Source organism: Alcanivorax sp. IL2 (assembly GCF_047495475.1).
Classification (GTDB): Bacteria; Pseudomonadota; Gammaproteobacteria; order Pseudomonadales; family Alcanivoracaceae; genus Alcanivorax.
Window position 1 is genome coordinate 2,830,843 of sequence record NZ_CP179932.1, and the last position, 15,209, is coordinate 2,846,051.

Annotated in this window: 11 protein-coding genes; 3 read left to right on the forward strand and 8 right to left on the reverse strand. The window is 58.9% G+C overall.

The annotated features are described in order from the left end of the window. Positions 1-132: 132 nt before the first annotated feature. The 8 genes from ACMG4N_RS13105 to ACMG4N_RS13140 form a co-directional block, all read right to left on the reverse strand. Positions 133-2,220 (reverse strand): 3-hydroxyacyl-CoA dehydrogenase NAD-binding domain-containing protein, encoded by a 2,088-nt coding sequence (locus ACMG4N_RS13105; RefSeq protein ID WP_414432008.1) that lies wholly within the window; start codon positions 2,218-2,220, stop codon positions 133-135. Positions 2,221-2,470: 250 nt separating this feature from the next. Beyond that, positions 2,471-3,658 carry an ABC transporter substrate-binding protein gene (locus tag ACMG4N_RS13110; RefSeq protein WP_414432009.1) on the reverse strand — a complete coding sequence of 396 codons (1,188 nt, stop codon included), beginning with the start codon at positions 3,656-3,658 and terminating at the stop codon, positions 2,471-2,473. Between the two features lie 69 nt (positions 3,659-3,727). Next, positions 3,728-4,435 (reverse strand): ABC transporter ATP-binding protein, encoded by a 708-nt coding sequence (locus tag ACMG4N_RS13115; protein ID WP_063508089.1) that lies wholly within the window; start codon positions 4,433-4,435, stop codon positions 3,728-3,730. Then, a complete protein-coding gene (locus ACMG4N_RS13120) occupies positions 4,422-5,189 on the reverse strand; it encodes an ABC transporter ATP-binding protein (RefSeq protein ID WP_035250304.1) in 768 nt (255 codons plus the stop codon). The genes ACMG4N_RS13115 and ACMG4N_RS13120 overlap by 14 nt, the downstream gene beginning before the upstream one ends. Further along, positions 5,182-6,246, reverse strand: a complete 1,065-nt coding sequence (locus ACMG4N_RS13125; protein ID WP_297769052.1) for a branched-chain amino acid ABC transporter permease — start codon at positions 6,244-6,246, stop codon at positions 5,182-5,184. The genes ACMG4N_RS13120 and ACMG4N_RS13125 overlap by 8 nt, the downstream gene beginning before the upstream one ends. Beyond that, positions 6,246-7,097, reverse strand: coding sequence for a branched-chain amino acid ABC transporter permease (locus ACMG4N_RS13130; RefSeq protein WP_414432011.1), 852 nt, complete (start codon positions 7,095-7,097; stop codon positions 6,246-6,248). The genes ACMG4N_RS13125 and ACMG4N_RS13130 overlap by 1 nt, the downstream gene beginning before the upstream one ends. Positions 7,098-7,247: 150 nt before the next feature. Continuing rightward, entirely contained in the window at positions 7,248-8,939 is a 1,692-nt protein-coding gene (locus ACMG4N_RS13135; protein WP_414432013.1) for a long-chain fatty acid--CoA ligase, read from the reverse strand. Between the two features lie 318 nt (positions 8,940-9,257). Further along, positions 9,258-9,902: a TetR family transcriptional regulator gene (locus tag ACMG4N_RS13140; protein WP_414432015.1), complete on the reverse strand. Its 645-nt coding sequence runs from the start codon at positions 9,900-9,902 to the stop codon at positions 9,258-9,260. 160 nt (positions 9,903-10,062) lie between these two features. On the opposite strand from ACMG4N_RS13140, the gene ACMG4N_RS13145 reads away from it, so the two are divergent. From ACMG4N_RS13145 to ACMG4N_RS13155, 3 genes are all read left to right on the forward strand, one after another. Continuing rightward, complete coding sequence (locus ACMG4N_RS13145) at positions 10,063-11,259, forward strand: efflux RND transporter periplasmic adaptor subunit (RefSeq protein ID WP_297769038.1); 1,197 nt, start codon at positions 10,063-10,065, stop codon at positions 11,257-11,259. 27 nt (positions 11,260-11,286) lie between these two features. After that, entirely contained in the window at positions 11,287-14,418 is a 3,132-nt protein-coding gene (locus tag ACMG4N_RS13150; RefSeq protein ID WP_414432017.1) for an efflux RND transporter permease subunit, read from the forward strand. A 395-nt stretch (positions 14,419-14,813) separates the two neighbouring features. Continuing rightward, complete coding sequence (locus ACMG4N_RS13155; protein WP_297769032.1) at positions 14,814-15,209, forward strand: response regulator; 396 nt, start codon at positions 14,814-14,816, stop codon at positions 15,207-15,209.

A 15,209-nucleotide genomic window follows, 5' to 3' on the forward strand; every position in this document is an offset into this window, starting at 1 on the left:
TGTAAACCTCTTGAAAGGTTGTTCTTTGCCTCGCAACCGCTGTTGGAGCCTTGCTCGCAAGGCGAAGATTTCAGAACACGTTCGCCTTGCAAGCAAGGCTCCAACGGGCGGTTACAACATTCGTTGAATCTTTTAGCGGTAAAAGCCTTTGCCCTGCTCTGCCAACTCACTGAGCAGTTTGGCCGGTTTCCAGACATCCGAGCCGGTTTGCTGGTAGATCTCGTTGATCTTGTCATGGATGGTTTTCACGCCCACCTGGTCCGCCCAGAACAGCACCCCACCACGATACACCGGGAAGCCGTAGCCATAGATCCAGATCACGTCCACATCCAGCGGCCGGGCGGCGATACCCTCTTCCAGGATCCTCGCGCCCTCGTTGACCATCACGTACATGCAGCGCTCCAGGATTTCCTGATCGCTGATCTCGCGCGGGGCAATCCCGTTGTCACTACGGTATTGTTCAATAATGCCGTCTACATCCGGTGAAGGCACAGGGGTACGATCGCCTTCTTTATAGTCAAATACGCCAGCCTGGGTTTTCTGGCCCAATCGGCCGGCTTCCACCAGTTCGTCGGTCCAGTTGCGCGGTGGCGCAGTGTCCGGGTCTTCCTTACGCAGTTCCTCGCGGATGCGATAGCCCACATCCATACCGGCCAGATCAGACATGGCAAAGGGCCCCATGGGGAAGCCCAGATCGAACAATACCTTGTCCACCTGCTGGGGACTGGCGCCTTCGTTGACCAGTTGAATGGCTTCTGCCTGGCGCTTGTGCAGCATGCGGTTGCCGACAAAACCATGGCAAACGCCCACCAGTACCCCGACCTTGCCGATGCGACGACTGAGATCCATGACAGTGGCGATCACCTCGTCGGAGGTCTTCTCGCCGCGCACGTTTTCCAGCAGCTTCATCACGTTGGCGGGGCTGAAGAAGTGCATGCCCATCACGTCTTCGGGACGGTTTGTGAAGCTGGCAATGCGGTTCACGTCCAGGGTGGAGGTGTTAGTGGCAAGAATGGCGCCGGATTTGCAAACCCGGTCCAGCTCACTGAACACGGCCTTTTTCACGTCCATGTTCTCGAACACCGCTTCGATCACCAGATCCACATCGCTCAGGTCATCGTAGCTGAGGGTAGGCTGAATCAGCGCCATGCGCTGCTCCACCTGCTGTTGGGTGATGCGGCCTTTCTTGGCGGTGTTTTCGTAGTTCTTGCGGATGATGGCGATGCCCTTTTCCAGGGCCTCTTCCTTCACCTCGAGAATCTTCACCGGAATGCCCGCATTGGCGAAGTTCATGGCGATACCGCCGCCCATGGTGCCAGCGCCGATCACCGCCGCCAGCTTGATCTCGCGCTTGGGGGTATCCTTGTCGAGGCCGGGCACCTTGGCCACTTCCCGCTCGGCAAAGAAGACGTGGCGCTGGGCCGCGGACTCACTGGAGACCATCAGCTTGAAGAACAGCTCCCGTTCGCGCTCAACACCCTTGTCGTAGGGCAGCTCCACCGCTGCCTTGACCGCCTTGATACAGGAAAACGGCGCCTTGAAACCCCGTTGTTTTCTGGCAATGGATTGCTCGAAGTGGTCGAACAGCTCGGCACTGGTATCACCGGGCACGTCCAGTTCGGAGATTTTGCGCAGCGGCGCGCCACCAGCCACCAGCTTGCGGGCAAAGACCAGTGCACCCTCCAGTAGATCGCCGCTGACCACCTCGTCCACCAGGCCCAGTTCCCGGGCCTCGGCTGCCTTGATCGGGTTACCGCCGACGATCATTTCCAGAGCTTTCTGAGCCCCGACCAGACGCGGCAAGCGCTGGGTGCCACCGGCGCCGGGCAGCAGGCCCAGCTTCACTTCCGGCAGGCCCAGGCGGGCGCTATCCAGGGCCACGCGATAATCACAGCCCAGCGCCACTTCCAGCCCGCCACCCAGTGCGGTGCCGTGGATGGCAGCGATCACCGGCTTGTCGCTGGCTTCGTATTCATCGATCACCATCGGCAGTACCGGCTGCTGGGGCGGCTTGCCGAATTCACGGATATCGGCGCCGGCCGGGAAGGTTTTGCCTTCGCCAATGACTACCACCGCCTTGATGCCGTCGTCCGCCAGGGCCTCGCGCAGACAGATCTGCAGTCCTTCCCGGACCCCGTGTCCCAGTGCATTGACGGGGGGATAGTTGATTCGGATTACGCCAATATCGCCATCGCGACTCAGGCTGACCGGTTGACTCATAGTACTCTCCTCATTGAACTGCCATGCTTCGGTGAAGCATGACAGTGTCCGCCCGGTCTCACGCCGGGTCAGGAAGATATGGATATGTTGACACTGATCTGCGATGCCTCAAGGGCAACGCACATGACTGCCAACAGGCTCTAGTATAAGCAAAGGCGAACCGGTTTCAATTATTTTGGAATTATATTTCATTATTTGAAACAGGCCGAAAAACAGGGCGCCTGGCGCCCTGCTTCCCCTCCTCGCCGGGTTATTCCCCCAGCACCTCGGAAATACGCTGCAGCTCTACGGTGCCACCTTTCTTGACGGTGGCGATGTTGGGGTCAGCCATCATGCCGCCCTTGGCATCGATTTCCGTCACGCCGTAGGGATTATGCTCTTCCGCAAGGCTCTTCAGGGCATCGCCCATAGCCGCACGAATTGCCTTGGAGTCCTCCACAGTACCGGCTTCCTTCATGGCCTGAATCACGGTGTGCATGGCGAAGTAGTTGTAGGCCACTTCCGTGGTCGGATCCTCGCCATCATTCTGCTTGTGGTACTTGGCGACGAAGTCCTTGGCACCCTGTTCTTCGTACATGGTCAGCGGGACCACACCCACGGAGCCTTCCAGCATCTTGTAGCCGCCGATGATTTTGGACATTTCACCCATCTTGGCCTGGTCCATGATCACGAAGCCACCCTTGAAGCCCAGCTGGCGGGCCTGCTTGGCCACCAGTGCAGTGGGCTCGGACGCCCCGCCAATGAACAGTACGTCAGGCTTCTCTGCCAGTACCTTGCTCACGCCGGTATAGAAGTCCGCCGACTTGTTGTAGTCCATGGGGTTATCCGCTACCACGGTACCGCCCATGGCTTCCCAGGTGGGGACGAATGCCTTGGTCCAGTACTTGGCGTAGTCATGGGTGGCATTGGCGATGGCCACTTTCTTGCCATTCTGCTCCATGGCGATCTTGGTGAACGGCTTCATGTAGCCGGTAAAGGTGGGGGGAATGCGCACGGTCAGTGCATTGCCCTTCTCGGTCACGGTCGGTACCGAGGTATAGGACATCACCAGGAAATCATCCCGCTCATTGAACGCCTGCAGGGCAAAGGTACCACCGGAATGCGGCGTAAAGATCACCGGTGCATTGTACTGCTGCACCAGGCGCTTGCCGTTCACCGCCGCCTGACTGGGCGCATACTTGTCATCCAGGGATACCAGGTTGATCTCGTAGGTTTCATCACCCACCTTGAAACCACCCTTGTCGTTGATTTCCCTGGCAGCCATTTGCAGGCCTTCCAGGGTGTTTTGGCCGTACAAGGCAGCACCGCCACTCAGTGGGCCGGTGAAGCCGATGGTAACGGTTTCAGCCGCCTGCGCGCCGCTGGCAGCCAGTGCGATGGCACTGGCGCAGGCGAGACGGCAGAAGCGCTTAACCAGGGTATTTTTTCCGTTGCTCATGAAACTCTCCCGTTATTGTTTTGCTCAAGCTTGTTGTAGCGCACACGGTGCGGGTTTGGTGAAGATGTCTCAGGCCCCGATATAGGCCTTGCGAATTTCTTCGTTACCCAGCATCGCGTCCTTATCGCCCTCCATCACCAGGCGACCGTTTTCGATCACGTAGGCGCGGTGAGCAATTTTCAGTGCGGCGAAGGCATTCTGCTCCGCCAGCAACACTGTGGTGCCCTGTTCGTTGATGCCCTTGATGGTTTCAAACATCTGCTTCACCACCAGCGGCGCCAGGCCCAGGGAAGGCTCGTCCAGTAGCAGCAGTTTGGGCCGCCCCATCATGGCGCGACCAATGGCCACCATCTGTTGCTGGCCGCCACTGAGGGACCCGGCCGCATGGTCCTTCTTCTCGTCGAGAATCGGGAACAGCGCCAGCACCTGGTCCAGCGTCTTCTTCATGGCGGCCTTGTCCCGGCGATGCACATAGGCACCCAGCATCAGGTTTTTCAGCACCGACATTTCCGGGAACAATTTGCGCCCTTCCGGGCACTGCACCACGCCGCTCTGTACCAGGCCGGAGGGCTTCAGGCCGGTGACATCCTTGCCATTCAGGGAAATCTTGCCGGCGGTGGGTTTGAGCAGGCCGCTGATGGTGTTGAACAGGGTGCTCTTGCCGGCGCCATTGGCGCCCAGCAACACCACCAGTTCACCCTCGCCCACCGTCATGGAGACTTTTTCCAGGGCCTTGAAGCTGCCGTAGCGCGCTTCCACATCGTTAAGCTGCAGCATCGTCATCACTCCCCAGATAGGCTTCGATTACCACCGGATTGTTGCGGATTTGTTCCGGGGTGCCTTCGGCAATTTTTTCACCGTGATCCAACACCATGATCTTGTCCGCCAGGCTCATAATCATGTCCATCTTGTGCTCAATCAGGCAGACGGTGACGCCGTGCTCGACCATCTTGCGGATCAGCGATGCCAAGTTCTCGGTCTCCTCCGGGTTGATGCCACCGGCGGGCTCATCCAGCAGTACCAGCTCCGGATCGGTAGCCAGGGCCAACGCAAAGGCCACACGCTTTTTTTCTTCCTGGCTGATGTCCGCGGTAATGCGATGACCGATATGGGACAGGCCGACAAAATCCAGCACTTCCTGGGCCCGGGAACGACACTTTTTCTCTTCGTCACGCAGGCGTTTGGAGTTGATGATCACGTCCCACAGGCGCGACTGGGTGCGCAGACGGTGGCCCACGATCAGGTTGTCCAGCACCGTGGATTCATCGAACAGCGAAGTGGTCTGGAAGGTGCGCGCGATACCCAGCCGGGCGATGCGATCACAGGCCATACCGGTGATATCCATACCCTGGTATTCGATGGAACCTTCGGTGGGCGCCATGGCCCCGGCCACCAGATTGAAGAAGGTACTTTTACCCGCACCGTTGGGGCCGATGATGGCGTTGATCTTGTTGGCTTCGAATTCGATGCTAACGTTGTTCACCGCCGCCAGGCCACCGAACCGTTTGGTCAGATTATTGATCTTAAGCATGGTTACCGGCCTCCTGATTGCGAGGTGTCGTCGCCTTGTTCGACGACGGCTTTTTTTCGCTGGCAGATTCCTTTTGAGCAGTTTCATGAGCTGCGGCCAGACGGCGACCACGCCAGGTCAGGAACGTGCCCACCACGCCTCGTGGGAAGAAGATCACCAGCACTACCAGCAACGGACCGAACACGATCATTCGGTACTCTTCCAGGAACTGCAGAGACTGGGTCAGCCAGGTAATCGCCAGGGTGCCGAACAGCGGCCCCATCAGGGTGCCGATGCCTCCCACCAGCAGGAAGGTGATCATGTCGAAGGTATGCACCACGTCGGCTTCCGCCGGGCCGATAAAGCGCACCATGCCGGCATAGAGTGCACCGGCTACGCTGGCATAGGTGGTGGACAGTACGAACGCCAGTACCTTGTTGCGCATCAGGTTGATACCCAGGGACGCGGCCAGCTCGTCACTGATACGAATGGCCCGGAAACTGCGGCCCAGCAGGGAGTTGGCAATACGGGCTGCCAGCCAGATGGACAGCACCATGAATACCAGAGCCAGGTAATAGAACGGCGTGGTCTCGGTGAAATCCACCAGGCCGAAACCTGATGGCGCCGGAATATTGATAATGCCCAGAGCACCGTGGGTCAGCTCTTCCCACTTATCGATCAGCAGATAAATGATGAACCCCACACACAGGGTGAAAATAGCGAAGTAATGCTCCTTCAGGCGCAGCGACACCACCCCGGCCAGGAAGCCCAGCAACGCACCGGACACACCGGCAGCCACAAAGGCCCACCAGAAAGCCCAGCCATGATCCACGGTGAGAATCGCCAGGGTATAGGCGCCGATGGCAAAGAAGCCGCCATGGGCCAGATTCAACTGGCCACAAAGCCCGGTGATGATATTCATACCGTAGACCGCAATGGCCCAGACAAACGCCAGCGCCATCACATAGATCTGGTATTCATTGCTCGCCACAAAGGGGAACAACAGTGCCGCGAGGATCATCACGATCTTCATCGCCGGCGTCATAAAGAACTCGGAAATCTTCTGCAGGGCGTTCATTAGCGCACCCCCTTGGTAAACAGACCGGTGGGCTTGATGGAGAGAATCACCACCAGCAAGGCGAAGGCGATGATGTCCTTGTAGTCAGTGGAGATGTAGAAGCCACCAAAGGCTTCCGCAAACCCGATGATCAAGCCGCCAACGATGGCACCAGGGATGGAGCCCATGCCGCCAAGGATGATGATCACAAAGGCTTTCATGATCAGCAGATGCCCCATGGCCGGGTAGACCAGGTTAATCGGCGCGAACAAGGTGGCCCCCACCGCCGCCAGCACCCCGGAGATGGCAAAGGTCATCATCGCCACCCGGTTGGCATCGATCCCCACCAGGAAGGCCCCTTCCCGGTTCTGGGCCATGGCCACAATGGTGGAGCCGGTCATGGTCTTTTTCAGGAACAGATGCAGGACCGCCATCAGCGAGAAGGCGCCGACGATGATCAGTATCCGTTGGGCCGGCATGGTCAGGCCGGCAAATTCTACGATGCCGGTATAAGGCGTGGGCATGCGGCGGAATTCCGCGCCCCAGTGCATCTGCACCAGCGCCTCCAGAAACAGCATGATGCCGATGGCGGCAATCTTGTCGTGGATCGGCGGCGCATGACGCAAGGGGTTGAACACCAGCCGTTCGCACAACACCGCCAGCAACGCCACCGCAGCGGCGGCGCCAAGCATGGCCAGCCAGTAGTTGGCGCCAACATCGACCATGATCACGTAGGACACATAGGCGCCCACCATGTAGAGCGCCCCGTGGGCGAAGTTCGGTACGTGCAAAATGCCGTACACCAGGGTCAGACCCAGGGCCACCAGCCCGTAGATGCTGCCCAGCGTCAGGCCGTTAAGCACTTGCTGCATGAATAAGTCCAAGGCAAAGCCTCCTGTGTGTGGGAGCGGTTGCCCAGCGGCAATCGCGTTTCCCGTTTTTCCTTTGTTATGTCAGCCCCTGCGACGTAGCGCTGCCGCGTAGGTTTTATTGTGGTGCTGACTGGGGTTTTTTCCTGCCTACTAGCAAGCCTGCTGTTCCTGCTCGCTGGCCCATTCCTGCTCCTGCAGGGCTCGCCACATCACCTTGCCGGTGGGCGAACGGGGCAGCTCATCGCGAAACTCCACCACCTGCGGCACCTTGTAGGCGGCCATCTCTTCCTTGCACCAATCGATGATGGCCTGCTCGGTAAGCGTGCCTTTCATCTCGTTACGCAGGACCACGCAGGCTTTCACGGTTTCACCGCGCCGCGGGTGAGGAGTGGAAATCACGCAGCTTTCCTGGATCGCCGGGTGGCGGTACATCAGGCTTTCCACCTCCGCCGGCCAGACCTTGAAGCCGGACGCATTGATCATTCGTTTGACCCGATCGACGATGAAGAAATAGCCCTCTTCGTCGTAGTAGCCCAGATCACCGGTGCGGAAGAAACGCTTGCCATCCAGCTCGATAAACGCCTTTTGTGTTTCCTGAGGGCGCTTCCAGTACCCCTGGAACACCTGCGGGCCATGGATGAGGATTTCCCCCACTTCACCGGGACCCAGTTCTGCGCCGGTCTGGCCGTCTTCTTCCACCGCCACAATGCGCGAATCAATATCGAACACCGGAATTCCCAGACACTGTGACTTGGGGTTGTCGGTGGGATTGATATGGGTACCGGCAATGGTTTCGGACAGGCCATAGCCTTCCATGTAACGCAGGCCGGTAAGCTGGAAGAGTTTGTCGGAGACCGCCGCGGGCATGGCCGCCCCGCCGCCACCGATATTCTCCAGGGAGGATAGGTCGTACTTCTCCACGTCCGGATCGGAGAGCAGATCGATGGCCATGGTGACGATGTTCACCCAGCGGCTGACCTTGTAGCGTTCGATCAGCTTTGCCGCCACACGGCGATCCCAGCGGGTCATCAGCACGATCAGCGAGCCACCGTAGATCGGCGAATTCATGGAACCCTGCATGCCGGTAACGTGGAAATACGGCAGCGTGGCCAGGGTTACCGATTCGGTGGTGCCGTGGCTCCAGACACCGCCCTGCACACAGGTGGCCATCACCGAACGATGGGTATGCATGCACCCCTTTGGCGCCCCGGTGGTCCCGGAGCTGTAGGGAAACACCGCCAGATCGTCCGGGCCTACCAATAGTTCGCCAGGTGTTTCACCAGCGCCAATGGCCTCTTTCCAGGCAATGTGCGCCGGATTGTTCAGCGCCACCGCCGGCGCTTCCACCTCTGCAGGCAACGGCAGGTCCGTGTCACGGGTGATGTAATCGCTGTAGGCCGCCACGATCACATGGCGCAGATTCACCATGCCCACCACTGGCGCCACGGCCGGCAACAGTTCCTGGCCACAGATGGCCACGGCCGCTTCCGTGTCCTCCAGGTAATGCTCCAGTTCGGCAGCCCGGTTCATGGGGTTCACCGGCACCACAATGGCATTGGCTCGGAGGATGGCGTAGTAGCTGATGATGAATTGAGGCGCGTTCTGCATGAACAGCAGCACCCGGTCACCCTTCTCTACCCCCAGCGATTGCAGATAACCCGCAAGGGCATCCACCTGCTGCTTGAGTTCAGCAAAGGTAATGGGGCTGTCGTAATAGTTGATTGCATCCCGATGGGGATAACGCAGGGCCGAGACCTCCAGATTGGTATAGAGGCTGGTCTGCGGCAGGCTGAGGTGGCGCGGCATATTCTCCGGCCAGACCGCATAGTGCCGATCAAACATGTTGTGCTCTCCCGCGGCGTTTCAATGAACGCCTTTTATTTGTGTTGCTGCTGTAGCGAATGCTGAAGGGAATCGGCGGTCCCACCGCCCTTCAGCGGAAACAAGATGTTGACTCGCCAGTCAATCTGACATGGCTCGGGAGGGTCGTCAATACTATTTTGGAATGACGTTTCGTTTTTTGAAACGAAATCTGACAAAGGCTGAAAAGAGGATTCTCTCAAGGAGGGACCAAAAACATACCACCGGGTATGTGCTCTGCACAGACCAGTTATCGGAAATGCGGACCGGTATTTCAGTTGCCAATTCAGTGGCTTGGAATTACAGCTCGGGAGACATTCGCAGGGAAGGAGAATGCTGCAGGGCAAACAGACAGGTATCGACAAAATCCGTGGCCGCCCGCTCCAGATCCAACACCTGCGGATCAAGCAACCAGTACATGATCACGCCAGTGAGCTGGCTGTGTAACCAGGTAACAGATTTCACCCTATCCAGATTTTCCGGGAGTTGCCCACGGGCGATGGCATTGGCAAAGGTCCGCGTCAGTCGCCCGGCGGAGTCTCGGCAGGCGTCACGCTGACGATCCAGCAAATCGGCATTTTCGCCGCTAAATTCGCATTTCTGGAACATGATCTCGAAAAGCCGCCGCTGGCCGGGATCACAGACCGCTTGCTGTAACAGATAGACCATAAACTCGCGCAGGCGACCCAGCGGATCCGGCTCACTGGCATCCTCTGCGCGCTCCGCCAGACTGTCGAATGGCAAGCGACTGCGATCCACCATGGCCATGAACACATCATGCTTGTTCTTGAAGTGCCAGTAGATCGCCCCTCGCGTCACCCCCGCCTCACTGGCAATATCTTTTAAAGAGGCGGACAGTACCCCTTTACGGTGAAAAACCTGCTCGGCGGCATCCAGGATCTGAGCCCGGGTTTGCAGCGCTTCTGCCTTTGTTCGCCTGACCATGGAAGACTCTTAATGGACTCAAGAAAATTGAATGGATTTCACTTTCGGGCCTATACATACATTGCTGAATGTATATACTGAACCTGATTCATATTTCCTGCAAGCACCGCCCCTTCGTCGAGTCGGTGCCTGACGGCGTGTATTGAAAACAGAGGTGATTATGCGCAGCGGTTTGATTCTCTCCCTTCTGGCGGGCGCCCTTGCCCTGCAGCTTGCCGGTTGCAGTGACGCTGACCAGGCCGGCCAGCAACAACAGCAACAGGCCCCGCAGGTTGGCTTTATTACGGTAAAGGCCAAATCCACCACCCTTAGCCGGGAGCTGCCCGGGCGCACCACCGCTCACCAGATTGCTGAAGTGCGCCCGCAGGTAAGCGGCGTGATCGAAAAGCGCCTGTTCGAAGAAGGCCAGAAAGTCGAAGCCGGGCAACCTCTCTACAAGATCGATTCACGCACCTACCAGGCAACCGTAGCGTCTGCCCGGGCGGAGCTTGCCCGGGCCCAGGCCACCCTGAACTCCAACACCCTGCGTGTGGAACGCTTCAAGACGCTGCTGGAGCGCCGCTCTGTCAGCCAGCAGGAATATGACGAAGCCAAAGCCGCCCTGGATGAAAACAAGGCCGCTGTAGCCGCCGCCCGAGCCAATCTGCAAAGCGCACAGATCAACCTGGATTACGCCACCATCGAGGCGCCGATCAGCGGCCGCATCGGGCGATCCACCGTGACGGCCGGCGCACTGGTCACCGCCAACCAGGCCAATGCCCTGGCGACCATCCGCCAGCTGGACCCTATCTATGTGGATCTGACCCAGTCCAGCATCGAGCTGCGTCGCCTGCGCCAGGCCATGGAAGCCGGCGAACTGCAGCAGGTCAGCGACGATGAAGCGCGTATCACCCTGATCCTGGAAGACGGCAGCCAGTACAGCAAACCCGGCGCGCTGCAGTTCTCCGAGTATGCGGTGGACGAAAGCACCGGCTCGGTGACCCTGCGCGCACTCTTCCCCAACCCGGATGGCGACCTGCTACCGGGCATGTTTGTCCGCGGTCGCCTGCCCGAGGGCCAGCGAGAAGATGCCATTCTGGTTCCCCAGAAAGGCATTACCCGTGACCCCACCGGCCAGGCCAGCGCCATGCTCATCGACGACAACAACACGGTAAAAAAGGTGAACGTGGTCACCGAACGCGCCGTGGGTAGTCAGTGGCTGATCGCCAGCGGCCTGAAAGACGGAGACCGGTTGATCGTGGATGGGCTGCAAAAAATCCAGCCCGGCATTCCGGTTAGTCCCGTGGATACCGAACAGCAGGCTCAAGCATCCCAGGCCCCCGCCACTCAAGGCGGGGATCAAAGCGCAGCGCAATAACGCGACGTAACGAGAAACGGGAATACCATGGCCAGATTCTTTATTGACCGCCCGATTTTTGCCTGGGTTATCGCCATCATCATGATGATGGCGGGTGCCCTGGCTATTTATACCCTGCCGGTGGAACAGTACCCGGCAGTGGCCCCGCCAGCGGTGACCATTGCCGGTAACTATCCCGGCGCCTCGGCAAAAACCGTGGAAGACTCGGTCACCCAGGTGATCGAGCAGCAGATGAGTGGCATCGATAACCTGCTCTACATCGGCTCCAGCAGCGATTCCTTCGGCAACGCCCAGATCACGCTGACATTCGCACCGGGTACCGACGCGGATATCGCCCAGGTTCAGGTGCAGAACAAGTTGCAACTGGCCACCCCCCTACTCCCCCAGGAAGTGCAGCAACAGGGTCTCCAGGTAAGCAAATCCTCGGATTCCTTCCTGATGGTGGTGTCCTTTTCCTCCGAGGACGGCAGCCTCAGCCGGGCCGATCTGGCCGACTATGTGGCCTCCAATGTGCAGGATCCGATCAGCCGGGTACCGGGTGTCGGCAAGATCCAGCTGTTCGGCTCCCCCTACGCCATGCGTATCTGGCTGGACCCGAACAAACTGAACAAATACGACCTGACGCCCCAGGACATTACCCAGACGGTTCAGGTACAGAACAACCAGGTGGCCAGTGGCCAGTTGGGTGGCGCCCCTGCAGTGGAAGGCCAGCAGCTCAATGCCAACATCATTGCCCAGACGCGCCTGCAAAGTACCGAACAGTTCCAGAACATCCTGCTCAAAGTAAACCCGGATGGATCCCAGGTGTTCCTGCGGGATGTGGCTCGGGTGGAACTGGCCGCACAGAACTACGATGTGGTGGGGCGCTATAACGGCCAGCCTGCCGCCGGCCTGGCGATCAGCCTGGCCTCCGGCGCCAACGCGCTGGATACCGCGGATGCGGTGCGCGCTCGCCTGGAAGAATTGAAGCCCTTCTTCCCCGACAAGATGGAGATGGATTACCCCTACGACACCACCCCGTTCGTGGAGATCTCCATTGAGGAAGTGGTACATACCCTGTTCGAAGCCATCGTGCTGGTGTTCCTGGTGATGTACCTGTTCCTGCAGAACTTCCGCGCCACCCTGATTCCCACCATTGCGGTGCCGGTAGTACTGCTCGGCACCTTCGGTGTATTGGCAGCCTTTGGTTTCTCCATTAACACCCTGACCATGTTCGGCATGGTGCTGGCTATTGGTCTGCTGGTGGACGATGCCATCGTGGTGGTGGAAAACGTGGAACGGGTCATGCACGAAGAAGGCTTGCCCCCCAAGGAAGCCACCCGCAAATCCATGGGCCAGATCACCGGCGCCCTGGTGGGTATTGCCCTGGTACTGTCAGCGGTATTTATCCCCATGGCGTTCTTCCCCGGCTCCACCGGGGCGATTTACCGGCAGTTCTCGATCACCATTGTGTCCGCCATGGTGCTGTCCGTGCTGGTTGCCCTGATCCTCACCCCCGCCCTGTGTGCCACCATGCTCAAGGCCAAGGATGCAGAGCACCAGACCAACAAGGGTTTCTTCGGCTGGTTTAACCGCACTTTCGATCGCAGCAGCCTGGCCTACCAGGGTCGGGTGGAAAAAATACTGGGCCGCCGCGGGCGTTACCTGGCGATCTATGTGGTGATTGTCGGTGTGCTGGGCTTTTCCTTCATGCGCCTGCCCTCCAGCTTCTTGCCGGAAGAGGATCAGGGCATGATGTTTACCCTGGTCACGCTGCCGGCCGGCTCCACCCAGGAGCAGACCGTGGACGTGCTGAAGAAGATGGAGAATTACTACCTCAACGAGGAAACCTCCGCCGTGGATGGCCTGTTCACCGTGGCCGGTTTCAGCTTTACCGGCCAGGGCCAGAATGCCGGGCTGGCGTTCGTCAACCTGAAGGACTGGTCCGAACGGAATCTGGAAACGGATGGCGTCAACCAGGTGGTGGGCCGCTCCATGGGCTTCTTCGCCAGCATTCGTGAAGCCATGATCTTTGCCCTCAACCCGCCCTCGATCCCCGAACTGGGTAACGCCAGCGGCTTTGACTTTCAGCTTCTGGATCAGGCCGGTCGCGGTCATGAAGCGCTGATCCAGGCCCGTAACCAGTTACTGGGCATGGCCAGCCAGGACCCTCGTCTTGCCGGCGTGCGCCCCAATGGCCTGGAAGACAGCCCGCAATATCAACTGGACATCGACCAACAGAAAGCCAAGGCGTTGGGGCTCAGTATCAGCGATATCAACAGCACCCTGCAGATTGCCTGGGGCTCGAGCTATGTGAATAACTTTGTCGACCGGGGCCGGGTGAAACGGGTGTATGTGCAGGCTGACGCGCCCTATCGCATGCTGCCGGAAAACATTGATGACTGGTATGTGCGCAACAATCAGGGCGAAATGGTGCCTTTCTCCGCCTTTGCCACCGGCCACTGGACCTACGGGTCACCCAAACTGGAGCGTTACAACGGCGTTTCCTCGGTGAACATTCAGGGCAACGCGGCACCCGGCTACAGTACCGGTGACGCCATGGATGCCATGGAAGAACTGACCGCCAAGCTGCCAGCCGGGTTCGGCTCCGAGTGGACCGGTCTCTCATATCAAGAGCGCCAGTCCGGCGATCAGGCGCCTGCCCTGTATGCGATTTCCCTGCTGGTGGTGTTCCTGTGCCTGGCGGCGCTCTACGAGAGCTGGTCCATTCCCTTCGCCGTCATGCTGGTGGTCCCGCTCGGCGTGATCGGTGCCGTGCTGGCCGCCACTTTCCGTGGCCTGGAAAACGATGTGTTCTTCCAGGTAGGTCTGCTAACCACCATCGGGCTATCGGCGAAGAACGCCATTCTGATTGCGGAATTTGCCCTGGAGTTGGAACAGAAAGGCGAGCATCTGGTCAAGGCCACCCTGGAAGCGGTGCGTATGAGGCTACGGCCCATCCTGATGACCTCACTGGCCTTCATGCTCGGGGTTACCCCGCTGATGATCAGCACCGGCGCTGGCGCCGGCGCCCGTAACGCCATTGGTACCGGGGTATTCGGTGGCATGCTCACCGCTACGGTGCTGGCGATTTTCTTTATTCCGCTGTTCTATGTGGTCGTCCGCAAGCTCGCTGGCGTTCCGCTGAATGGCAAGCCGAAGGAAACACCAGACCACTGATCCGGCTTTCAATCTGTCGGGCCCCGGGTGGGCCTGGCAGATTGCTCTTCCTTCCCCGCAACACTATTTCTCCTCTTCCGAGGCCCGTTCGTCGCCCCCCGGTTTTCGTTTATCCCCTACGTGAAGCTTGCGTGAAATGAACCATGGTACTTATTCCCCTACCAAGGGCATGGCCATTTTTTGTGAAGCAGATTTGGAAAAAAGCATACCAATAAGGTACCGGGCGAACATCGACGAAACGGCACCGTTCGTCCCTCCTCACTTTCATTTCCATATTCTGCATATATAAAAATAGTTGCGCCTGTTCTAAGGGGGGAAGCAGCCCGCGCTGCTTTAACGGTATAAACCGGGATCCGGGGAACAGAATGGAAGTAGCAGCTACACGGGGAAGGGTCATGGATAGACTCAACATCCTGGTGGTGGACGACAGCACCGCCATCCGAAGCCTTATCACCGCCAAATTGCACGAACTGGCCGCCGGCTCCTACGACCTGGACATCGCCCAGGCCGCTGACGGTAGCCAGGCACTGGCGTGCGCCGAAAAACGCCCCTTTGATCTGATCTTCCTCGATGTGGAGATGCCGGTAATGGGCGGCCTGGAAGCCTGCAGCGCCCTGCGCCAGAAAGGCAGCCCGGCCCGCATCGCCATGCTTTCCAGCATGACCTCCGCAGAAGCTCACCTGGCCGGTCGCCAGGCCGGGTGTGACAACTATCTTGTCAAACCTCCGCATGACGCCGATCTGCGTTCCATCTTACGACTGGCTTCATTGCGCAAACTCGCCGCCGGCTGA